Genomic DNA, 22,339 nt, shown 5'->3' on the forward strand with positions numbered 1-22,339 from the left:
AGGCCTCCCACTGTGTGCCTATATCGATAAGCAGACATTCAATAAAAGGGAGGCGAACGGCGGCTTCTGGCCGAAAGCCGCCTCGTCACACACACAATAAAAAAAGGACTGCTCTTCTGAGCAGTCCTTTCTCTTTTGATAGCTGCTAACGCTTACCTCATAAGCGCTGGCAGCCAATTTGGCTTAAAAACCCATCAGTGGCGGATCAGGTGGTCAAAGGCCGACAGCGCGGCCGTGGCACCAGCGCCCGCGGCAATGATGATCTGCTTGTACGGCACATTCGTGCAGTCGCCGGCCGCGAACACGCCAGGCACATTGGTGTGGCCCTTGGCATCGATCTCGATCTCGCCAAAGCGCGTCAGGTTGACCGTGCCCTTGAGCCAGTCGGTGTTGGGCAGCAGGCCGATCTGCACGAAGATGCCTTCCAGCGCCAACTGGTGGACCTGGTCGGTGGTACGGTCCTTGTAGGTGATGCCGGTGACCTTCTTGCCATCACCGTTCACCTCGGTGGTCTGGGCGTTCAGGATCACCTTCACGTTGGGCAGCGACGCCAGCTTCTTTTGCAGCACGGCATCGGCCTTCAGCTCGCCGGCAAATTCCAGCACCGTCACGCTCTTGACCAGGCCAGCCAGGTCGATGGCCGCTTCCACACCGGAGTTGCCACCGCCGATCACCGCCACGTCCTTGCCCTTGAACAGGGGGCCGTCGCAGTGCGGGCAGAAGGTCACGCCCTTGGTGCGGTACTGCTCCTCGCCGGGCACGTTCATGTTGCGCCAGCGCGCGCCGGTAGACAGGATCACGGTCTTGGACTTGAGCACCGCACCCGAGGCAGTGTGCACCTCGATCAGGCCGCCTTCGGTGGCGGCGGGCACCAGCTTGGCGCCGGTCTGCTGGTTCATCACGTCGACTTCATAGTCACGGATGTGTGCCGCCATGGCCGCGGCCAGCTTGGGGCCGTCGGTCTTGCTGACCGAGATGAAGTTCTCGATGTCCACGGTGTCCAGCACCTGGCCGCCCAAGCGCTCGGCAGCGATCCCGGTGCGGATGCCCTTGCGGGCGGCGTAGATGGCCGCAGCGGCGCCAGCGGGGCCACCGCCGACCACCAGCACGTCGAACGCCTCCTTGGCCGAAATCTTGGCGGCTTCGCGGGCGGCGGCGCCGGTGTCCACCTTGGCGACGATTTCCGCCAGTTCCATGCGGCCCTGGCCAAAGCGTTCACCGTTCACGAACACGGTGGGCACGCCCATGACTTCGCGGTCCTTGATCTCGTCCTGGAACAGGCCACCGTCGATCGCGGTGTGTGTGATGTGGGGGTTCAGGGCCGACATCAGGTTCAGCGCCTGCACCACATCGGGGCAGTTGTGGCAGGACAGCGAGTAGTAGGTCTCGAAGTGCAGCGGCGTGTCGATGGCCTTGACCTGCTCCAGCAGATCGACCGATTCCTTAGAGGGATGGCCGCCGACGTGCAGCAGCGCCAGCACCAGGGAGGTGAACTCATGGCCCAGGGGCACGCCGGCAAAGCGCACGCCGCTGTCCACGCCGGGGTTGGTGATCAGGAACGAGGGCTTGCGCACGTTCAGGTCGTTGTTCTCGACCACGGTGATCTTGTCGCTGAGCGCCGCGATGTCGGCCAGCAGGGACTTGACTTCGCCAGCCGCCTTGCTGTCGTCCAAAGTGGCCACCAGTTCGAGCGGCTTTTGCAGGCGTTCGAGATAAGCTTTGAGTTGGGTCTTGAGGTTGGCGTCGAGCATAATAGTCAAATCCTAATAAAATTCTTTTTTGATAGTCGCCAATTGCTTGATTGAAAAAAAGCCCGGGCCTCGCCCAGGCTTTTCACGGGCAATCGGATTAGATCTTGCCGACCAGGTCCAGCGAAGGAGCCAGGGTGGCTTCGCCTTCGTTCCACTTGGCAGGGCAGACTTCACCGGGGTGGTTGCGCACGTACTGGGCAGCCTTCACCTTGCGCAGCAGGTCTTCAGCGTTGCGGCCGATGCCTTCCGCGGTGATTTCCACAGCTTGGATCACACCATCGGGGTCCACGATGAAGGTGCCGCGGTCGGCCAAGCCCACGCCGGGACGCATCACTTCGAAGTTGTTGGTCACCACGCCGCTGGGGTCACCGATCATGGTGTACTTGATCTTGCCGATGGTTTCGGAAGCGTCGTGCCAGGCCTTGTGCACGAAGTGGGTGTCGGTGGACACAGAGTAGATTTCCACGCCCAGCTTCTGGAATTGGTCGTAGTGGTCAGCCACGTCGCCCAGTTCGGTGGGGCACACGAAGGTGAAGTCAGCGGGGTAGAAGAAGAACACGGCCCACTTGCCCAGCACGTCCTTTTCGGACACTTCGATGAACTTGCCATCCTTGAATGCGGAGGCTTGGAAAGGCTTGATAACGGTATTGATAACGGACATGTAGTTTCCTTATGTGATGCGACTGAACACAGGCTGTAGTCTAAGCCCTGGGTAAAATAATTTCAATCAATTGACTTAATTGTTTTGATTGCTTAAAACTATTTATCAACGCAAACGCAACTGAGCATCAACCGCAGCCAATCCGCACCAGTGGGGACTTGCCGTGCCAACGGCCGCGAATCCTTGACAATGGTCATCCATGCGTCACCCTCACACAAGGAGCCCCATATGAAAGGCGAACCGCAAGTCATTGCCGCTCTGCAAGCACAACTCAAGAACGAGCTCACTGCCATCAACCAGTACTACATGCACTACCGCATGTACAAGCACTGGGGCTTTGAAGCCCTGGCCAAGGTGGAGTACAAGGAATCCATCGGTGAGATGAAGCACGCCGACGTGCTGATGGACCGCATCTTCATGCTGGACGGCCTGCCCAACCTGCAGGACCTGGGCAAGCTGCAGATCGGCGAGGATGTGCCCGAAGCGCTGCAGTGCGACCTGAACCTGGAGTTGGCGGCCCAGGCCACCATCAAGGACGGCATCAAGACCGCCGAAGCCGCGCACGACTTTGTCTCTCGCGACCTGCTGCTCAAGATCCTCGACGACACCGAGGAACACATCGACTTCCTGGAAACCCAGCTGGACCTGATCGACAAGATCGGTCTGCAGAACTACCTGCAGACCCAGATGGGCGAGGCCGAAGGCCATTGAGCCCACCGTCGCCGCCCTGGTGGGTGGGGCACGCGCCTAAATAGGCTCCAGCCCTTATCCCACCTGCGCCAGCTGCTATGCAATTGAAAACGGAGCCCATGGGCTCCGTTTTTTACGCGCTGCCAATATTCACAACTCCGGCACCAGGAAATCCCGGGTGATGAACTCGCCCAGCATGTTCACCCGGTCCAGGAACTGCGTCAGGTAGGCGTGCAGGCCGGTGTCCAGGATTTCATCGATGCGACCGTACTGCAGGTCGGCCAGCAGGCGCCCCGCCTTGCGCTGGCTTTCCTGCGAGCCCTCATGGGCCACAGCCTTGAGGTTGTCCACCACCTCGCGCATGCAGGCGTGCAGCGAACGCGGCATGTCGGCACGCAGCACCAGCAGGTCGGCCACACGCTCGGGCGTGATCACGTCGCGGTAGACCTTGCGGTACACCTCGAACGCCGAGACGCTGCGCAGCAGCGCGCTCCAGTGGTAGAAGTCGAACTGCTGCGCGGTTTTGCGCTCGGATTCCATGCCGTGGTAGTCGCGCTGGATGGCATGGAAGCGCACGTCCAGCAAGCGCGCGGTGTTGTCCGCCCGCTCCAGGAAGGTGCCCAGGCGCAGGAAGTTGAAGGCCTCGTCCTGCAGCATGGTGCCCAGCACCACGCCGCGCGACAGGTGGGAGCGGTATTTCACCCACTCCGCCAGCTGACCGGGATCCTTGCCCAGGGAGCCTTCCTTCAAGTGCTTGCGCATCGCCAGCCAGGTCTGGTTCTGGGTCTCCCAGACCTCGGTGGACAAGGCCCCGCGCACGGCCCGTGCGTTCTCACGCGCGGCGTGCAGGCAGGACACGATGGACGCCGGATTGCTTTCGTCGGCCACCATGAAAAACAGCACGTTGTCGCGCGTGATGTCGCGGTAGCGTGCCTGGTAGGCCGGGATGAGTTCGCTGATGGACAACACCCCCTGCCAGGTGCGCGCGGCATCGTCCGGGCGCATCGGCAGCATCGAGGTGTCGTAGCTCACGCTCAACATGCGGGCGGTGTTTTCTGCCCGCTCGGTGTAGCGTGACATCCAGAACAGGTGGTCGGCGGTGCGGCTCAGCATGCGTTCTCCCCACGGATTGGGATGGCCAGCGCCAGGCGTCGTGCGGTCCGGCCGGTGCTTGGCAGCATGCGGGCCGGGATGATGCAGGCGTTCATCGTTGTCATACGCCCCCCATCAGCGAGGCTTGCAGGCTCCAGGCGCCGGCGGACTGTGACAGGCCAGCAGCCAGGCTGTCTGCCAGCCCATCGCTGCCGTCGCCCAGGACCCAGGTGTCCTTGGTGCCACCGCCCTGGGAAGAGTTCACGACCAGCGATCCCTCCTTGAGCGCCACGCGCGTCAGGCCGCCGGCGACCATGCGCACGCCCTCCTGGCTGCTGAGCACGAAGGGGCGCAGGTCGATGTGGCGCGGGGCAATCCCCGCCTCCACCATGGTCGGGCAGCTGGACAGGCTCAGCGTGGGCTGGGCAATGTAGCCCGCCGGATTGGCCAGCAGCGCATGGCGGAAGCTCGCGATCTCCGCCTGGGTGGCGGCCGGCCCGATCAGCATGCCGTAGCCGCCCGCGCCATGGACTTCCTTGACCACCAGCTCGTGCAGGTGGTCCAGCACGTAGCGCAGGTCGTCGGGCTTGCGGCACAACCAGGTGGGCACGTTGCTGAGGATGGGCTCCTCCCCCAGGTAGAAGCGGATCATGTCCGGCACATACGGGTAGACCGACTTGTCGTCGGCAATCCCGGTGCCCACCGCATTGCAGATGGTGACATTGCCGGCGCGGTAGGCATCCATCAGGCCCGCACAGCCCAGCGAGGAATCGGGGCGGAACACCTGGGGGTCCAGGAAGTCGTCGTCCACACGGCGATAGATCACGTCCACGCGCTGCAAACCGCGCGTGGTGCGCATGTACACCACCCGGTCGCGCACCACCAGGTCCTGGCCCTCGACCAGCTCCACCCCCATCTGCTGCGCCAGAAAGGCATGCTCAAAATAGGCGCTGTTGTACATGCCCGGCGTCAGCACCACCACCGTGGCCGAGGCGGCCCCGGCCGACCCCGGCGCGCTGGCGCGCAGCGTGTCCAGCAGCAGGTCGGGGTAGTGGGCCACCGGCTCCACGGCGTGGGTGCTGAACAGCTCGGGGAACAGCCGCATCATCATCTTGCGGTTTTCCAGCATGTACGACACGCCGGACGGCACGCGCAGGTTGTCCTCCAGCACGTAGTACTCGCCCTCGCCCTGGGCGTTGCGGGCCCGCACGATGTCGATGCCGGCAATGTGCGCGTACACCCCGCCGGACACCAGCACGCCCTGCATCTGCGGGCGGAACTGGGCATTGCCATCGATCAGGTCGCGCGGGACGATGCCGGCGTGCAGGATGGCCTGGCCATGGTAGATGTCCTCGATGAAGCGGTTCAGCGCCGTGACCCGCTGCACCAGCCCCTGCTGCATGCGCGCCCACTCGCCGGCGGGGATGATGCGCGGGATCAGGTCAAAGGGAATCAGACGCTCCGTGCCCGCCCCGCTCTCATCCTTGTCACCATAGACGGCAAAGGTGATGCCGACGCGGCGAAAGATCATCTCCGCTTCGGCCTGCCGCGCACGCATGGTGGTCTGCGCCTGCCGCGCCAGCCACTGGGAATAGGCCTTGTAATGGGTCCGCACGTCGCTGCCATCGAACGGCAGCATTGCGTACATCTCGTCAAACTTCTGCATCTTTGCACGCCTCCTGCGAATGGATTGCTGTGGTGACAGCAAGAATCAGGCCCAGTCCGGGCCCATCTGGTGGAGGAAGCAATTCCTGACATTTCCCGAACCACTCGGGGATCACTCAGTGTAGCCAGCCCCTGCCGCCTCGGGCACGGCATGCTGCCAATACCGACGCGCCAGCGTGCGCTCGCACTGCACCGCGCCCGGGGCCCAAGAACGCCACTGGGCTGCGCCACAGCCGGCACTGGTCACCGTCCGCGCCCCCTGCGCCTGGTAGCGCTGGACCACTGCGGGATGGGGATGGCCAAAGCGGTTGCGGTAGCCGCTTTGCGCAATGGCCACCGCAGGCTGCACCGCCTGCACCCAGGCCGCGGTGGACGAGGTCTTGCTGCCATGGTGCGGCATGAGCACAAGATCGGCCCGCAAGGGGCTGCCGGCGTGCAGCAGCGCCTGCTCCTGCCGGGCCTCCACATCGCCCGTCAACAGGGCCACCGTGCCAGCCACGCTGCGCACCCGCAGCACACAGCTTTGGGCATTGCGCCCGGCGCCTCCCACCGGGGTGTGCGTCGCAGGGGCCATGGGGTGCAGCACCTCCAGTTGCACCCCATCCCAGGTCCAGGACTGCCCCTGGACACAGGGCACACCGCCCGCCCCCAGGCGCTGCGCACGGGGGAAGGCGGCCACCACGGCCTCGGCCCCACCGGCATGGTCGCTGTCGGCGTGGCTGACCAGCAGCACATCGGGCGCGATCCCCAGCGCCCGCAGCACCGGCACCACCGTGCGTTCGCCCGCATTCGCCTGCTCAGACCACTGCGGGCCAGCGTCAAACAGCAGGCTGTGGCCCTCGGTGCGCACCAGCGCGGCACTGCCCTGCCCCACATCCAGCGCCAGCACCTCGAAGTGCCCCCAGGCCGGCGCCTGCGGGTGCCACCCCAGCAGGGGCACCAGTAACGGCAGGCCCAGCATGCGCCAACGCCAGCCCCAGGGCATCACCAGCCACAGGCAGCCCAGCACCCCGGCCAGGGCCGCCCACCAGGGCGGTTGGGCAAAGAACAGCACGGCCCCGCGCCAGCCGGCCATGGTGTCCAGCAACCCGACCATGACCGTCACCCCCTGGGCGGCCAGCCACCACAGCGGCGACCAGAGCACGCCCAGCATGGACAGGGGCGTGATCACCAGCGTGACCCAGGGGATGGCCCACAGGTTGGCCAGCAAGCCGATGACCGACACCTGGCCAAACAGCAGCAAGGTCAGCGGTGCCAGGGCGATGCCCACGACCCATTGCTCGCGCGCCATGCGCACCAGGACCGGCTTCCAGCCCCGCGCCGTGTCACCCCTCGGCCTCGGCTGTGCGGCAACCAGCACGCCCACGGCCACAAAGCTGAGCCAGAAGCCGGCCTGCAGCAGGCTCCACGGATCGATCAGCACCACCACGGTCAACACCGTCAGCCAGACGCAGGGCCAAGGCCAACTGCGCGCCTGGCTGCGCAGCAGCACCACCACCGCCAGCATGCCGATGGTGCGCTGCGCGGGAATGTCCCAGCCGCTGAACAGCGCATAGGCCGTGGCCAGCGCCAAGCCGGCCCAGGCGGCCACCACCGGTGCCGGCTGCCACAGGCACAGCCGGGCCGAACGCCGCCAGCACAGCTGGACCACGGCCATCGCCAGCCAGGCGAACATTGTTATATGGAGCCCGCTGATGCTGACCAGGTGCGCCACCCCGGTGTCGCGGAACAGTTGCCAGTCGGCGCGGCCGATGCTCGATTGCGCGCCGGTCACCAGGGCCTGGACCACGCCCATGGAAGCCTGCAGGCGTGCCGAGGCCCCTTCCGGGGGCTGCAGGCGCTGGTGGATCTGCCCCCGCCAGCGCGCCACCGGGGCCTGCCAGGTCTGGCCCAGCCATTGCGGCTGCGCATCGCGTGCGCTGCGGCGCACATAGCCCGTGGCCTGGATGCCCTGGCTCCACCACCACAGCTCCCAATCCATGCCGTGGGGGTTGCGCTCCCCGTGCGGGGCCTTGAGGCGCACGGTCCAGGCCCAGCGCTGGCCGGCCTGCAAGCCCTGCGGTGGCAGCTCGCCGTACCAGGTCAGCGCCACCTGCGGCGGCAGTGGCACGGGCTGCGGGGGCACCTCGGCCGACTGGGCCTGCTCCACCGCAAAGCGCAGGCGCACCCCGCGCTCGGCCGCCTGTGGCATGTCGGTGATGACCCCGGTCACGCGCACATCGCGCCCCTCCCACGCGGGCGGCATGGCCGTGGCCGCAAAGCTGGCGGCGCGCCAGCCCGTCATCCCCCAGGCCAGTGCCGCGCCCCACAGCAGCCAGCCCCAGCGCCATGCCGGCCGGCGCCACAGCAGCGGGCCCAGCAGCACGGCCGCGGCCAGGCACCCGGCATAGACCGGCCACGGCAGCAAGGCCGCCTGCTGCAACTGGGTGGCCGTGCCCGCAACCACGCCCAGCATCCACCACATGCCGGGAGGATGTTGCTGCGAGGAGGACGGTGGTCTTGGCATACTGCGCAGCATGCGGGGCAAACGCCACACCGGCAAAGCCGGCTGCACAGTTCGCCCGCCATTCAACAACCCTCTCCAGAAAGACCGTCATGAGCGTTTACGACCGCCTGCAAGCCCTGAACATTGCCCTGCCCCCCGTGGCCATTCCCGCCGCCGCCTACGTGCCGTTTGTGCAGACGGGCAATCTGGTGTTCCTGAGCGGCCACATCGCCAAGAAGGACGGCCAGGTCTGGGCCGGCCAGCTGGGTGCGGCGATCAGCACCGCCGAGGGCAAGCAAGCGGCCCGCGCCGTCGCCATCGACCTGCTGGGTACGCTGCAGGCGGCCTGCGGCGGCGACCTGAACCGCGTGCAGCGCATCGTCAAGGTGATGAGCCTGGTGAACTCGACCGCCGGTTTCACCGAGCAGCACCTGGTGACCAATGGCTGCTCCGAGCTGCTGGCCGAGGTCTTCGGTGACAAGGGCTCGCACGCCCGCAGCGCGTTCGGCGTGGCGCAAATCCCCATGGGCGCCTGCGTGGAAATCGAGTTGATCGCAGAAATCGCTTGATGCATGAGAGCTGCCTGCGCTTGCGCTGCCTGGCTTTCCGATGAAAAACATACGGAAAACCAAGCAATACAAACGCTGTCAGCTCATTTTTTTTAGGGCATGTCGTTCTGGACTGAAGGCTGCCTGACCCAGACCCCGCGGCAGAACGGGTGCCCCGCTGCGCAGCGCTGCTACGCAGCAGGTGGCACACAGGCCGCGCACGATCCGCCACAGAGAATCAAGAGCCCAGGCCCAAGGCGTCCCCAGCCTGGGCCCTGGCGGCCGCACGACACCGCCCGGGTCACCCCTACAGCGCGGTATCAGGCCGACACGGCGCTGGCGGCCCAGCGGGCATCCTGCGCCACGGCAATGCGCTGACCGGCCACAGCGGCCAATTGCGCGGCCGTGACCAGGTGGGCGTCCAACTCGTGCAAAGGCCGGAGCACAAAGGCGCGCTCGTGCATGCGCGGGTGCGGCACCGTCAGTGCCGGCGTGGCCAGCTGGCGTTGGCCCCACAGCAGCACATCCAGGTCCAGGGTGCGCGGCGCATTGCGGTAGGGGCGCTCGCGCCCGGCGGCCAGCTCCAGCCCCTGTAGCGCCTGCAGCAAGGCTTCGGGCGCCAGGTCGGTCTCGAGGGCCGCGACGGCGTTCAGATAGTCCGGCCCCGTGGCATCCACCGGGGCGCTGCTGTAGAGCGAAGACACGGCGCACAGCCGGGTCTGCGGCAGGGCTGCCATGCGGTGCAGGGCCTGCAGCAAGGCATCACCGCGATCCCCCAGGTTGGCCCCCAGGCCGATGTAGACCCGTTCGGCCGCCATCACTCGGCGCTGCCGCCGGAGGGCGCCATGTCGGCACCGCCGGCAGGCTTGCGACGGCGGCGACGGCGCTTCTTGGCGGGCGCATCGCCTTCGCTGACGATGGTGTCCAGGGGCGAGGCCTCCTGCACGTCCTCCGCCTTGCGGGGTGCGCGGCGCGCGGCGGGTTGTGCCGCCTTTTGCTTCTGGCGCTGCTCCTCGCGCACCTGGGCCACCAGGTCCTCGCGGCGCGCATCGTCGGCGGCCTGGAACTCCTGCCACCACTCGGCCAGGTCTTCCTCGATCTCGCCCACATCGGCGCGCAGACGCAGGAAGTCGAAGCCGGCGCGGAAACGCGCCTGCAGCACCATGCCGAACGGGGTCGAGCCGGTGCGCTTGTCGAAGCGCGGCTGCATGACCCAGATCTCGCGCATGTCGGCGGCCAGCTTGCCGCGGCCGGACACGTCGCCGATGCGCTGGTCGAACACCTCATCGATGGCCTCGTTCAGCGCAGGGAAGGCGTGGTAGCCCTTCTTCAGGCGACGCTCCCAGCCCTGCTTGACGTCCTGCCACAGCACGCAGGCCAGCATGAAGCTGGGCGCCACGGGCTTGCCTTCACCGACGCGGCGGTCGGTGTCGGCCAGGGCCGCCTGCACGAACGGGTGCCCGGCGCGCTCCACCACCACATCCAGCAGGGGGTAGATGCCGTGCTCCAGGCCCAGCTTTTTGAGCTGCTCGATCGACGCCAGCGCGTGGCCGGTCTGCAGCAGCTTGAGCATTTCGTCGAACAGACGGCTTTGCGGCACTTCGCGCAGCAGCGGTTCGCATTCGAGCAGCGGCTTGGCGGTCTTGGGCTCCAGCTTGAAGCCCAGGGGGCTGAGCTTGGCGGCAAAGCGCACGGCGCGGATGATGCGCACCGGGTCTTCACGGTAGCGCGTGGCCGGATCGCCGATCATGCGCAGCACTTTCTTTTGCGCGTCCTGGATGCCCTTGTGGAAGTCCACCACGACCTGGGTTTCGGGGTCGTAGTACATGGCGTTGACGGTGAAGTCGCGGCGCGTGGCGTCCTGGTCCTGCGGGCCCCAGACGTTGTCGCGCAGCACGCGGCCGCTGGCATCCACGGCGTGCTTCATGCTGGCCAGGGCCAGCTTGCTGGTGCGCTCGTTGCCGCTGACCTGCTCGGCCTGGCTGTTGTCCATGAAGGCACGGAAGGTCGAGACCTCGATCACCTCGTGCTCACGCCCCCGGCCGTACACCACGTGCACGATGCGAAAGCGCTTGCCGATGATGAAGGCGCGGCGGAACAGGTGCTTGACCTGCTCGGGCGTGGCATCGGTGGCCACGTCGAAGTCCTTGGGGCGCAGCCCCAGCAGCAGGTCGCGCACCGCGCCGCCGACGATGTAGGCCTCATGGCCCGCATCCTTGAGGGTGCGCACCACATCCACCGCCCGCTGGTCCACCAGTTGCGGATCGATGCCGTGCACGCTGGCGGGCACCTCTTCACGCTTGCCAAAACGCGATTTGCGCGCACGGGCGGCGGGCTCTTTGCCCAGCAATTTGTCGATGATGGTCTTGATCATGGGTTTTCAGTAAACAGGTCCAGCACGCGCCAGCCGCGCTCCTGCGCAATCGCTCGCAGACGGGGCTCGGGGTTGGTGGCCACGGGGTGGTTCACACGCTCCAGCAGGGGCAGGTCGTTCATGGAATCGCTGTAGAACGTCGATTCCACACCCTCCCAGGACAGGCCGCGCGCCGCCAGCCAGGCATCCATGCGCACCACCTTACCTTCACGCATGTTCGGCACGCCCTGCACGCCCCCCGTGAACCAGCCCGTCGCGTCGCGCTCCAGCTCAGTCGAGAGCAGCTCCTGCACGCCGAAGGCGGCGGCGATGGGGCGCGTGACGAACTCGTTGGTCGCCGAGGTGATGACCACCAGGTCGCCAGCCTGCTGGTGCGCACGCACCAGGGCCTGCGCCTGGGGCAGGATGGCCGGGGTGATGACCTCCTGCATGAAGCGCTGGTGCGCCGCCTGCGCGGCGGCGGCGCCGCGTTGCACGATGGCCTCGGTGGCAAAGCGCACATAGTCCGGCACATTCAGCGTGCCCGCCTGGTAGTGCGCAAAGAACTCGTCGTTGCGGCGCCCGAACTCGGTGCGGTCGCACCAGCCGATGGCAATCGCAAACTCGCCCCAGCCATGGTCGGAGTCCATGGGGATCAGCGTGTGGTCCAGATCAAACAAGGCCAGTCGCGGGCGCTGGGACGGGGTTGCAGGGTTCATAGATTCATTCAAAGGGAGCGAAGACATACAGCCATGGCATGCGGCACCAGCGTGCCGCTGGGCTATTCGGTCTCCAGCATGGTTTTGAGCAAGGGAATGGTGATCGCACGCTTGTTGCGCAGTGCAAACTCATCCAGCATGTCCAACAGCTGCATCAGGCTGGCCAGGTCGCGCGAAAAGCGCTTGAGCATGTAGTCCACCACGTCGGCGCTCAGGGTCACGCCCCGGGCGGCCGCCTCGGTTTTCAACACTTCGCGGCGCTCTTCCTCGTTGGGCACCTGCAGCTGGAACACATGGCCCCAGCCCAGGCGGCTGCGCAGATCGTCGCGCACCTCCATGCCCGCCGGCGGCGCATCGCCGGCCGACAGAATCCAGCGGGGTGACCCGCTGGGCGGGTTGATGGCGTTCACGAACCAGTTGAAGGCACGGGCCTGCTGCATGGGCGTGAACAGGTGCACATCGTCCATCAGCACGGCCGACCAGCGCTCGTCAAACTCCGGCGGAAAGCCGGTGCTGGCATCCATCCAGCCCACCTGGGCCCCCTGCTCCAGCAGCATTTCGCGCACTGCCTTGAGCAGGTGCGTCTTGCCGGAGCCGGAATCGCCCCACAGGTAGGTGGGCACCGGCGCGCGCGGCGCAGGGCCGAAGCCATCGCTGATCCAGGCCTGGAGGTGATCGACCACCGGCGCATTGCGACCGGCGTAAAAGCGCGCCAGAGAAGGCCCCGTGGGCAAGCCGATGTCCAGCGCCAGTTGCTTCATAGAGGGCATGCCGTCGACACGTCCCGCTTGCTGCACAGCAAGCGCATGGGCACAAACTCAGCCATCGGGAGCAGGAACGTAGGCATAGGGGGAGGAAAAGAGCAGGAAACGCCCTGCGTGCGCAAGACCACGGCCGCATGCCAGCCGGTCCCGGCATCGCGTTTACATATTTTAATCAGCTTCCGCCCCGCTGACAGGCGTAGGCCCCGCGCACGCCTGGACCGCACTGTGCCACAGGCCGGCGCAGCAAGCTCTCACATCCCCAGATGTCCCGCATCCCTGGGGCGGCATGCGGACATTCCGGAGGGACTGCACTTAAAATCATGGGCGTTCCTGCCCCCACATCGGGCACCACACCCTGCACAGATCCTTCTCATGAGCTCCTCTGCCTCCCCATCCACCCCCATTTCCTACAAAGACGCCGGCGTTGACATCGACGCAGGCGACGCACTGGTCGAGCGCATCAAGCCGCTGGCCAAGAAGACCATGCGCGAAGGCGTGATGGCCGGCATTGGCGGCTTTGGTGCTTTGTTCGAAGTGCCCAAGCGCTACCAGGAGCCCGTGCTGGTGTCCGGCACCGACGGCGTGGGCACCAAGCTGCGCCTGGCTTTCGAGTGGAACATGCACGACACCGTGGGCATCGACCTGGTGGCCATGAGCGTCAACGACGTGCTGGTGCAGGGTGCGGAACCCCTGTTCTTCCTGGACTACTTTGCCTGCGGCAAGCTGGACGTGGACACGGCCGCGGCCGTGGTGGGCGGCATTGCCAAAGGTTGCGAGCTGTCCGGCTGCGCCCTGATCGGCGGTGAAACCGCGGAAATGCCCGGCATGTACCCCGATGGCGAGTACGACCTGGCCGGCTTTGCCGTCGGCGCCGTGGAAAAGTCCAAGATCCTGACTGGCCAGAACGTCAAGCCCGGCGACGTGGTCCTGGGCCTGGCCTCGGCCGGCGTGCACTCCAACGGCTTCTCGCTGGTGCGCAAGTGCATCGAGCGCGCCGAAAGCCAGGGCACCGTGCCCGCCTCCCTGGACGGCAAGCCCTTCAAGGCCGCCATCATGGAACCCACCCGCCTGTACGTGAAGAATGTGCTGGCGGCCCTGGCCCAGCACCCCATCAAGGCCCTGGCCCACATCACCGGCGGCGGCCTGCTGGAGAACATCCCCCGCGTGCTGCCCGAAGGCACGGGCGCCGACCTGCAGGCCGGCAGCTGGCCCCAGACCGAGCTGTTCGCCTGGCTGCAAAAGACCGCCGGCATTGACGATGTGGAAATGAACCGCACCTTCAACAACGGCATCGGCATGGTGGTGGTGGTGGCGCCCGAGGCAGCCGAGGCCACGGCAGCAACTTTGCGTGAGCTGGGTGAAACGGTCTACACGATCGGTAACATTACGGCACGCACAGAAGGCGCACCCGTCCAAGTCAAGTAGTCTTTCATCCAGAGCGATCATCCATGGGGAACCAGCACCAACTTCCGACCGTTTGTCAGTCCCCCGTAACGCCGTCCCGCGGCGTGATGATCGCCAGTTACCTGCTCATGGCCTGCACGCTGCTGCTGGTCATGTGGCAAAAGCTTCTGCCCGGGCTGCTGTGCGCATGCCTGGGCTTTTTGTTGACGCGCGCCCTGTCCACCCTGCTGGCGCGCATCGACCGGCGCCCGCCCGGGCCGATCCCGGACCGCTGGGCCCAGGCGACGGCCGCCACCCTGGTGATCCTGGGGCCGCTGCTGTGGATTGCGATTGCCCTGACGCATTCGCGCGGCTACCTGACCGACATTCCGCACCAGTACAAGGAGCTGCTGGACTACCTGGCCAACACCGTGCTGGAGCTGCGCCAGAAGCTGCCCAATGACCTGGGGGCCCTACTGCCCCAGGGCTCGGCCGAGATCCAGCAGACGATCGCCACCTACCTGGCGACCAAGGCCGGCGCCCTGGCCTCGGCCGGCAAGGCCTGGCTGGGCGGCCTGCTGCACGCCTACGTGGGCCTGCTGATCGGTGCGCTGGCGGCCGTGCGCCCGCGCCTGGTGCCCCGGGCACCGCTGACGCAGGCGCTGCAGCGCCGCGTCATGCTGCTGGGCGAGGCCTTCCGCCAGATCGTGGCCGCGCAGTTCTGGATTGCACTGTTCAACACCACGCTGACCGCCCTGTTCCTGCTGCTGATCCTGCCCACCTTCGAGATCGCGCTGCCGTATACGCCGGCGCTGATCCTGCTGACCTTTGTGGCGGGCCTGATTCCCATCGTCGGTAACCTGTTTTGCAACGTGGTGCTGACGGTGGTGGGCCTGTCCGTCTCGCCCGTGGCCGCCGCCGTCTGCCTGGGCTTTCTGATCCTGATCCACAAGGCCGAGTACGTGATCAACGCCAAGGTGGTCGGCCAGCGCACCCACATGGCCGTGTGGGAGCTGCTGTCGGTGATGTTCATTGCCGAATCGGTCTTCGGCCCGGCAGGCCTGGTGGCAGCCCCGCTGTTCTACGCGTATCTGAAGAAAGAACTGGAAGCCGCACGACTGGTCTAAAAAGAAGAGCAGCCTGCGTTGATTGAAAGCGGCTTTCCCATCGATTTCGCATCGAAACATAGAAAAACAGAGCGCTGGACGCTCTGTTTTTTATTCCTGCGGCGCCAAGCGTGGAACCACGCCCGCCTGACAGGCGTTCAGGGCTCGGCCCGCAACAGCTCGATGCGCGCCTCGATCAGCGGCAGATCGTGCGGCGCCGGGGCATGGCGCACATAGGTCTGCAGGTCCTGCAAGGCCGCGTCCCGCTGGCCCAGCTGCGCCAGCACCAGCCCCCGGTCTCGGTAGTGGCTGTATTCCTGCGGGCGCAGCACGATCAGCCGGTGCAGCACCGCCAGCAGTTGCGGCGCCTCCTCGGCATGGGCATGGATGGTCTGCAGGTTGCGCAGCATGCGTTCCAGAATTTCACGGCTGCTGGCCGGCACCAGGAACAGGTGCAGCGGCGCCATCTCGTCCTGCGCCAGCCCCCAACCTTCGCGAAAAGGCTCCAGCCGCTCCTGCAGGGCGTCCTGGGTCAGGCCACGGCCCGTCAACGGATCCTGGATGATCAGACCCTCGTCCACGTGCACCTTGATCAGGAAATGCCCGGGGAAGGAAATGCCCTGCGCCTTCAGGCCGATGGCGGCGGCCAGCTCCAGCCACAGCACGGCCAGGGAGATCGGGATGCCCTTGCGCGTGGCCAGCACGCGGTGCACAAAGCTGTTGGCCGGGTCGGCAAAATCGTTGGCGTTCACGCCAAAGCCCAGCTTGTCGTAGAAGAACTCGTTCAGCACCACGGTGCGCTGCAGCGCACTGGCGCCCTGCGGCAACGCGGACCGCAAGCGGGCGGCCAGACTGTCGACCTGGAACAGCACATCCTGCAGGTCCAGCGCCGGCTCGGCATCCAGCGCCAGACTGGCCGCGGCCTCCAGCAGCGGCAAATCCAGGTCCTCACGCACCAGGCAGCGGAAATGCTCCAGGGCACTGGGGGCTTCAAAGTTCAGCGACATGGGCCGCACTCTAGCGCGATTTGCAAAGCCTCACCCACGGCAGTTGCACCGCCCGCCTCAGCGGCGCAGCAGGGTGCGCACGCGCAAGCCGGTCGCCAGCAGCACCCCGAAGTACACCATGCCCGCACCGCCCAGCATCAGCGCCATCAGGCCTGCGCGCTGCCACTCGTGCGCACCCAGCGCCTGCCAGTTCCAATGCCCTTGGCCCCACAGCAAAAAGGCCCCCAGCAAGGCGGAGGCCGCCAGCACCTGCAGCCCATACTTGACCCAGCCCGGACCCGGCTGGTAGGCGCCACGGCGCAGCAGCCCGATCAGCAGCCACAGCGCGTTCACCAGCGCCGCCAAACCGATCGACAGCGCCAAGCCCGCATGGGCCAACCATGGCACCAGTACCACATTCAGCACCTGCGTCAGCACCAGCACCGCCATAGCGATCTTGACCGGCGTGCGCATGTCCTGGCTGGCAAAGTAGCCCGGTGCCAGCACCTTGATGGCCACCAGCCCCAGCAGGCCGGCCCCGTAGCCGACCAGCGCCACGGCAATCTGCGACACATCGCTGCCCTGCAGCGCGCCGCGGTGGAACAGCGTGGCCACCAGCGGTTCGGCAAAGGTCAGCAGGGCCACGGCCGATGGCACCGCCAGCAGCACCACCAGGCGCAGGCCCCAATCCAGCATGCCGGAGTAGCGCTGCGCATCACCCGCTGCCTTGGCCGAGGCCAGCTGCGGCGTCAGCACCACGCCCAGCGCCACCCCCAGCAGCGCTGTGGGAAATTCCATCAAACGGTCGGCATAGAACAGCCAGGTCACACTGCCCGGGGTGAGGTAGGACGCGATCTGCGTATTGATCATCAGGCTGACCTGGGCCACACCCACCCCCAGCAGGGCCGGTGCCATCAGCGCCAGGATGCGGCGCACCCCACCATCGCTCCAGGCTGCACGCACGGCCACCGGCGACAGACCGATGCGTGGCAGCAAGCCCAGTTTTTTCAGCACGGGCAGCTGCACCGCCAGCTGCAGCACACCGCCCAGCATCACCCCCGCCGCCATGGCATAAATGGGCTCCAGGCCCTGGCGCCCCATCCAGGGGGCAAGCAGCACCGCCGCCGCGATCATGCAGACATTGAGCAGCACCGGCGTGGCCGCCGGCACGGCAAACTGCTTCCAGGTGTTGAGCACACCGGCGCACAGCGCCACCAGCGACATGAAGCCGATGTACGGGAACATCCAGCGCGTCATCAGCACCGCGGCCTCGTGCGCGTGGCTACCATCCAGCCCGCTGGCCAGCAGCCACACCAGCACCGGGGCCCCGGCCACACCGACCACGCAGGTCAGCAGCAGCACCCAGAACAGCACCGTGGCCACATTCGCCACCAGGGCGCGCGTGCGCTCCTCCCCATCCTGGGTCTTGGTGGTTGCCAGCACCGGAATGAAAGCCTGGCTGAATGCCCCCTCGGCAAACAGGCGGCGAAACAGGTTGGGAATGCGGAAGGCAACGTTGAAGGCATCGGTCAGCGCATTGGCGCCGAACATGGAGGCCATGATGAGGTCACGGACCAGACCCGTGACCCGCGAGGCCAGAGTCAGCAACGAAACAGTGGAGGCGGCTTTGAATAACGACACCCGCCCAGTGTAGCCACGCCCACCCGCGACAAAGTGTGGCAGGGCACACAAACTTGCAACAGCCGCGCGGCGCTGGCCTGCAGCCCGCCACACCGCTTTCAACCCAACTTGGTGCGCAAGTGCACCAAGTTGAAATATGGCGCACCATTTCCGGTCAAGCAGCCATCCTGCACAAGCGCCCAAGCATTGCTATAATCGCGGGCTTCGTTGGCATCATCCCCAGACAACACAAGGAATACATCATGGCAACCAAAGCCAAAAAGAACCCCCGCCTGGCCTCCGGCCGCAAGCGCGCACGCCAGAACGTCAAGCTGAACGCAGCCAACACTTCGCTGCGTTCGAAGTACCGCACCGTGGTGAAGAATGTCGAGAAGGCCGTGCTGGCCGGCGACAAGGTGAAGGCCACCGAACTGTTTGCAAAGATGCAAGCTGTGGTCGACTCGATCGCCGACAAGGGCATCTTCCACAAGAACAAGGCCGCTCGCGACAAGAGCCGTCTGTCCGCCAAGGTCAAGGCCCTGGCCACTGCCGCCTAATTAACCTTAGGCATCGCCCGGAAGGCATAGCCTTCCGCCGTTTGCTTCGGGTGCGCTGCCAGCGAAACAAAACAACCGCCTCACGGCGGTTTTTTTGTTTCCGCGCCCGATACATGCCCCTCGGCTGCACCACGCATGCCATGCACAACGCCGCAACCATCTACCACATAGGTACTAGTACTAATTGATTAGCATCAAATTTTGATCATTCCTTGATAATCCGAGGCTGAAAAGTCTTGTGTCTTCTATAGGACCTATAGCAGCACGCCTTCTCTCCCATCGCCAAAGCCTGCCCCCTGTGCGCAGGCTTTTTTAGTCGCTCAGCCTCTAAAAATCATGAAAAGATCCATCCAAATAGGACTGGGGTTCGTCTCGACCCTGGTCCTGGCCGCACTGTTGTTTTTATCCTGGCCGCTGTTCCCCCGCTCAGTGCCCAAGCCCGAGAACGAGCAACCCGTCGATGTGGTGATGGTGGGTGCCGGCGCCATGAGCGCCACGCTGGCCACCTACCTGCAGGAGCTGCAACCCAACTGGAAGATCGAGGTCTTCGAACGCCTGGACGGCGTGGCCCTGGAAAGCTCGAACGGCTGGAACAACGCCGGCACGGGCCACTCGGGTTTTGCCGAACTGAACTACACCCCCCAGTTACCCGACGGCAGCGTGGAGACCAAGCGTGCCGTGGGCATTGCCGAACAGTTCGAGGTGACGCGCCAGTTCTGGGCCCACCAGGTCGGCCGCGGCCACCTGCAGTCGCCCGAGACCTTCGTGAACCCCACGGCCCACATGAGCTTTGTCTGGGGTGACGACAACATCGAATTCCTGAAGAAGCGCCAGCAAGCCATGGTGCAGCACCCCCTGTTCTATGGCATGGAGTATTCCGAGGACCACGCCAAGATCAAGCAGTGGGCCCCGCTGATGATCGAAGGCCGCGACCCGGCCCAGAAGATCGCCGCCACCTACATGCCCCTGGGCACCGACGTGAACCACGGCGCCTGGACCCAGCAGTTGATGGCCTCGCTGCAGAAGACGGACAACTTCCAGCTGCACCTGCAAAGCGAAGTGACCGCCCTGCGCCAGAACGCCGACAAGACTTGGAACGTGACCGTGGCCGACCTGGCCAACAATCGCCAGGAAAAGACCGTCAAGGCCAAGTTCGTGTTCGTGGGTGCCGGTGGCGCCGCGCTCAAGCTGCTGCAGGCCTCGGGCATCCCTGAGTCCAAGAACTACGCAGGCTTCCCCGTGGGCGGCCAATTCCTGGCCATCGAGAACCCCGAACTGACCACCCGCCACGACGTCAAGGCCTATGGCATTGCCTCCACCGGTTCGCCCCCGATGTCCGTGCCCCACCTGGACGCCCGCCAGCTCGACGGCAAGCCCGTGGTGCTGTTTGGCCCCTTCGCCCTGGCCACGACCAAATTCCTCAAGAACGGCTCCTGGTGGGACCTGTTCTCCTCGGTCAACCACGACAACCTGATGGGCATGCTGCGCGTGGGCATCCACAACCTGGACCTGGTGCAGTACCTGCTGCAACAGGCAGAGCTGACTGACGAAGACCGCCAGCAGGTGCTGCAGCAGTACTTCCCGCACGCCAAGCGCGAGGACTGGAAGCTGATCACTGCCGGCCAGCGCGTGCAGATCATCAAGCGTGACCCCGAAAAGGGCGCCGTGCTGCAGTTCGGCACCGAAATCGTAGGCTCCGAAGACGGCAGCATCGCCGCCCTGCTGGGTGCTTCGCCCGGCGCCTCGACCGCCCCCCACATCATGCTGAACCTGCTCAAGAAATCCTTCCCCGAGCAGATGGCCAGCGCCGAGTGGAAGGCCCACATCCAGCAGATCGTGCCCTCGTATGGCCGCAAGATCAACGAAGACGCGGCCTACACCAACGAGATCCGCCGCATGACCAGCTCGGCCCTGAAGCTGCCCTACCTGGACGTGCCACTGACCGTGGGCCAGAAGGCAGAGGCACCAGTGGCTGCCCCTGCCGCTCCGGCTGCTGCCCAGCACCCCACGCAGCTGAACAAGGAAATGCAGGCACTCTGATTGCCGCCACCCCACACACCGGCCCTGCCGGTGCCACCCCGCCGACCGCTGTCGCGCGGGGTTTTTTCTTGGGGTGACGGACGCCACCGGCTTCCCGCTTTGCCATGTCCCGCCTGCTGACCCACGGCCCGATCGGCCGCGCCCTGCTGCGTTTTGCCCTGCCCCTGTGGGGCGGCTATGTGCTGCAGTCGCTCAACACCTCAGTCAACGCCTTCTGGATCGGTCGCCACCTGGGCGAGGCCGCACTGTCGGCGGCGGTGCACGCCAACAACCTGCTGTTCGTGCTGATCGCCCTGGTCTTCGGCATCAGCCAGGCCACCAACCTGCTGGTCGCCCAGGCCGTGGGCGCGGGCGACTGGGCGCTGGCGCGGCGCACCACGGGCACCAGCGCCAGCCTGTTTCTGGGCGCAGCCCTGCTGATGGCCGCCCTGGGCTGGCCGCTGGCAGCCCCGCTGCTGCGCGCCATGGGCGCCGAGCCCGCCACTGCCGCCCTGGCCGTGGACTACCTGCGGGTGCTCTTTCTGGCGCTGCCCCCCATGCTGTTGCTGATCTTTGTCGCCGCCGTGCTGCGCGGCACGGGGGACAGCCGCACGCCCTTCATCGCCCTGCTGGCCGTGGCCCTGGGCGATGCTGCGCTCAATCCCCTGCTCATCTTCGGCGCCGGCCCGCTGCCCGCCTGGGGCATGGCCGGTTCGGCCCTGGCCACCCTGGTGGCCAACAGCCTGGGCCTGGCAGGGCTGCTGGCCTGGCTGCGCTGGCGGCGCGTGCCGCTGTGGCATGGCTGGCGCCAGGGCCACCGCCTGCTGCCCGATCCCGCGCTGGTGCGCTGCCTGGTCACCAAGGGCCTGCCCATGGGCCTGCAGATGCTGCTGGTGGCGCTGTCCCTGGTGCTGATGCTGGGCCTGGTCAACGCCCACGGCGCCCAGGCCTTGGCCGCCTACAGCGCGGCCCTGCAGTTGTGGACCTATGTGCAGATGCCGGCGATTGCCGTGGCCTCGGCCTGCACCACCATCGCCGCGCAGAACGTGGGCGCCGGCCACTGGCCGCGCGTGGCGAGCACGGCGCGTGCCGGGATTGCCTGCCACCTGCTGCTGACCGGGGCCTGCGTGGCCCTGGTCCTGGCCTTTGACCGCCCGGTGCTAGCCCTGTTCCTGCCCGATGGCAGTGCCGCCCTGGAGCCGGCGCGGCACCTCAACCGCATCGTGCTGGGCTCGTTCGTGCTGCTGGGCATCAGCGGCGTGCTGGCCGGCGTGGTGCGCGCCACGGGTGCGGTGCTGGTGCCGCTGGCCATCCTGGCCGTGGCCCTGTGGGGCGTGCGCCTGCCCCTGGCCTGGGGGCTGCAGCCACTGTGGGGGCTGGAGGCGCTGTGGTGGAGCTTCCCGCTCAGCGCCCTGGCGTCCCTGCTGCTGTCCCTGGCCTACTACCGCTGGGGCCACTGGCGCCAGACCCGCCTGCTGGGCAGCGCACCGCCAGTGCCTTGAGGCCGCCCACTGGCCGCAGAAACAAAAAAGCTTCCCTTCGGAAGCCTTCATATGCACGGGGCCAACGCCCCTCCCACCACGATCAGCCCTTGCGACCGGGCGCCTCGTCGGGGATCAGACAGGCCTCGACCACCTGCAGGTGGTTGTCCCGGGCGAAATTCAGCACGAAATCCCAGGCCATGGGCTCATGGGCCTGCAGGTCGCGGTGGACGACGATGCACTTGACGCCATTCATGGTGGTGGGGGTGCACCATGGCGAATAGCCCAGGTGGCTGCCGCGCTGGGCGCCACCGGGACGAAACTGGCTCATCACCCCCGCCAAACGCTCGGCCCAGTCACTGGGACGAAAGGTTTTTCCCTCCAAGGTCAGGCCTTGGATGAACAATTCTTTGGAGCTTGGGGAAACCATCAAGATACATCTGCGTAAGAAAAGGTGCG

General features: G+C 66.1%; 19 protein-coding genes. 7 read left to right on the top strand and 12 right to left on the bottom strand.

The features are described 5' to 3' along the window. Positions 1–194: 194 nt before the first annotated feature. Positions 195–1,751, bottom strand: a complete 1,557-nt coding sequence (gene ahpF / locus KAQ61_RS11150; RefSeq protein WP_210929211.1) for an alkyl hydroperoxide reductase subunit F — start codon at positions 1,749–1,751, stop codon at positions 195–197. Between the two features lie 97 nt (positions 1,752–1,848). Further along, positions 1,849–2,412 carry an alkyl hydroperoxide reductase subunit C gene (ahpC, locus tag KAQ61_RS11155; protein WP_042413974.1) on the bottom strand — a complete coding sequence of 188 codons (564 nt, stop codon included), beginning with the start codon at positions 2,410–2,412 and terminating at the stop codon, positions 1,849–1,851. Positions 2,413–2,640: 228 nt separating this feature from the next. Between ahpC and bfr the strand changes: the two genes are divergently transcribed. Beyond that, a complete protein-coding gene (gene bfr / locus KAQ61_RS11160; protein WP_042413978.1) occupies positions 2,641–3,123 on the top strand; it encodes a bacterioferritin in 483 nt (160 codons plus the stop codon). A 129-nt stretch (positions 3,124–3,252) separates the two neighbouring features. Here the strand turns inward: bfr and KAQ61_RS11165 are convergent, their stop codons facing one another. From KAQ61_RS11165 to KAQ61_RS11175, 3 genes are all read right to left on the bottom strand, one after another. Continuing rightward, on the bottom strand, positions 3,253–4,215 hold the full coding sequence (locus KAQ61_RS11165) for an alpha-E domain-containing protein (RefSeq protein WP_210929212.1): 963 nt from the start codon (positions 4,213–4,215) through the stop codon (positions 3,253–3,255). Between the two features lie 100 nt (positions 4,216–4,315). Further along, the gene (locus tag KAQ61_RS11170; protein WP_210929213.1) at positions 4,316–5,860 is read right to left on the bottom strand and encodes a circularly permuted type 2 ATP-grasp protein; all 1,545 of its coding nucleotides are present in this window, start codon (positions 5,858–5,860) and stop codon (positions 4,316–4,318) included. Positions 5,861–5,971: 111 nt separating this feature from the next. After that, positions 5,972–8,323, bottom strand: a complete 2,352-nt coding sequence (locus KAQ61_RS11175; RefSeq protein ID WP_244982873.1) for a DNA internalization-related competence protein ComEC/Rec2 — start codon at positions 8,321–8,323, stop codon at positions 5,972–5,974. A gap of 131 nt (positions 8,324–8,454) precedes the next feature. Between KAQ61_RS11175 and KAQ61_RS11180 the strand changes: the two genes are divergently transcribed. Then, positions 8,455–8,913: a RidA family protein gene (locus KAQ61_RS11180; RefSeq protein ID WP_043384501.1), complete on the top strand. Its 459-nt coding sequence runs from the start codon at positions 8,455–8,457 to the stop codon at positions 8,911–8,913. Positions 8,914–9,212: 299 nt separating this feature from the next. Here the strand turns inward: KAQ61_RS11180 and folK are convergent, their stop codons facing one another. From folK to hda, 4 genes are all read right to left on the bottom strand, one after another. After that, complete coding sequence (gene folK, locus KAQ61_RS11185) at positions 9,213–9,710, bottom strand: 2-amino-4-hydroxy-6-hydroxymethyldihydropteridine diphosphokinase (protein ID WP_210929214.1); 498 nt, start codon at positions 9,708–9,710, stop codon at positions 9,213–9,215. Further along, complete coding sequence (gene pcnB / locus KAQ61_RS11190; protein WP_042413992.1) at positions 9,710–11,266, bottom strand: polynucleotide adenylyltransferase PcnB; 1,557 nt, start codon at positions 11,264–11,266, stop codon at positions 9,710–9,712. The genes folK and pcnB overlap by 1 nt, the downstream gene beginning before the upstream one ends. Beyond that, a complete protein-coding gene (locus KAQ61_RS11195) occupies positions 11,263–11,964 on the bottom strand; it encodes a histidinol-phosphatase (RefSeq protein WP_045267166.1) in 702 nt (233 codons plus the stop codon). Before KAQ61_RS11195 ends, pcnB begins: the two co-directional genes overlap by 4 nt. Before the next feature lie 62 nt (positions 11,965–12,026). After that, on the bottom strand, positions 12,027–12,725 hold the full coding sequence (gene hda, locus KAQ61_RS11200) for a DnaA regulatory inactivator Hda (RefSeq protein ID WP_042413996.1): 699 nt from the start codon (positions 12,723–12,725) through the stop codon (positions 12,027–12,029). A gap of 375 nt (positions 12,726–13,100) precedes the next feature. On the opposite strand from hda, the gene purM reads away from it, so the two are divergent. Continuing rightward, entirely contained in the window at positions 13,101–14,153 is a 1,053-nt protein-coding gene (purM, locus tag KAQ61_RS11205; protein WP_210929215.1) for a phosphoribosylformylglycinamidine cyclo-ligase, read from the top strand. A gap of 23 nt (positions 14,154–14,176) precedes the next feature. Further along, a complete protein-coding gene (locus KAQ61_RS11210) occupies positions 14,177–15,238 on the top strand; it encodes an AI-2E family transporter (protein ID WP_183301936.1) in 1,062 nt (353 codons plus the stop codon). A 137-nt stretch (positions 15,239–15,375) separates the two neighbouring features. Here KAQ61_RS11210 and KAQ61_RS11215 read toward each other — a convergent pair whose 3' ends face one another. Both KAQ61_RS11215 and murJ read right to left on the bottom strand, forming a co-directional pair. After that, positions 15,376–16,224: a SirB1 family protein gene (locus tag KAQ61_RS11215; RefSeq protein ID WP_210929216.1), complete on the bottom strand. Its 849-nt coding sequence runs from the start codon at positions 16,222–16,224 to the stop codon at positions 15,376–15,378. Positions 16,225–16,281: 57 nt separating this feature from the next. Then, a complete protein-coding gene (gene murJ / locus KAQ61_RS11220) occupies positions 16,282–17,844 on the bottom strand; it encodes a murein biosynthesis integral membrane protein MurJ (protein WP_043384482.1) in 1,563 nt (520 codons plus the stop codon). Positions 17,845–18,086: 242 nt separating this feature from the next. Between murJ and rpsT the strand changes: the two genes are divergently transcribed. From rpsT to KAQ61_RS11235, 3 genes are all read left to right on the top strand, one after another. Further along, on the top strand, positions 18,087–18,380 hold the full coding sequence (rpsT, locus tag KAQ61_RS11225) for a 30S ribosomal protein S20 (RefSeq protein ID WP_042414209.1): 294 nt from the start codon (positions 18,087–18,089) through the stop codon (positions 18,378–18,380). A gap of 336 nt (positions 18,381–18,716) precedes the next feature. Next, on the top strand, positions 18,717–20,420 hold the full coding sequence (gene mqo, locus KAQ61_RS11230) for a malate dehydrogenase (quinone) (RefSeq protein WP_042414011.1): 1,704 nt from the start codon (positions 18,717–18,719) through the stop codon (positions 20,418–20,420). Between the two features lie 104 nt (positions 20,421–20,524). Continuing rightward, on the top strand, positions 20,525–21,901 hold the full coding sequence (locus KAQ61_RS11235) for an MATE family efflux transporter (RefSeq protein WP_210929217.1): 1,377 nt from the start codon (positions 20,525–20,527) through the stop codon (positions 21,899–21,901). 82 nt (positions 21,902–21,983) lie between these two features. Here KAQ61_RS11235 and KAQ61_RS11240 read toward each other — a convergent pair whose 3' ends face one another. Next, a complete protein-coding gene (locus KAQ61_RS11240; protein ID WP_154164736.1) occupies positions 21,984–22,310 on the bottom strand; it encodes a DUF3579 domain-containing protein in 327 nt (108 codons plus the stop codon). Between the last annotated feature and the right edge of the window lie 29 nt (positions 22,311–22,339).

Origin of the sequence: Comamonas aquatica (genome assembly GCF_018064205.1) — a bacterium.
GTDB lineage: Bacteria > Pseudomonadota > Gammaproteobacteria > Burkholderiales > Burkholderiaceae_C > Comamonas > Comamonas aquatica.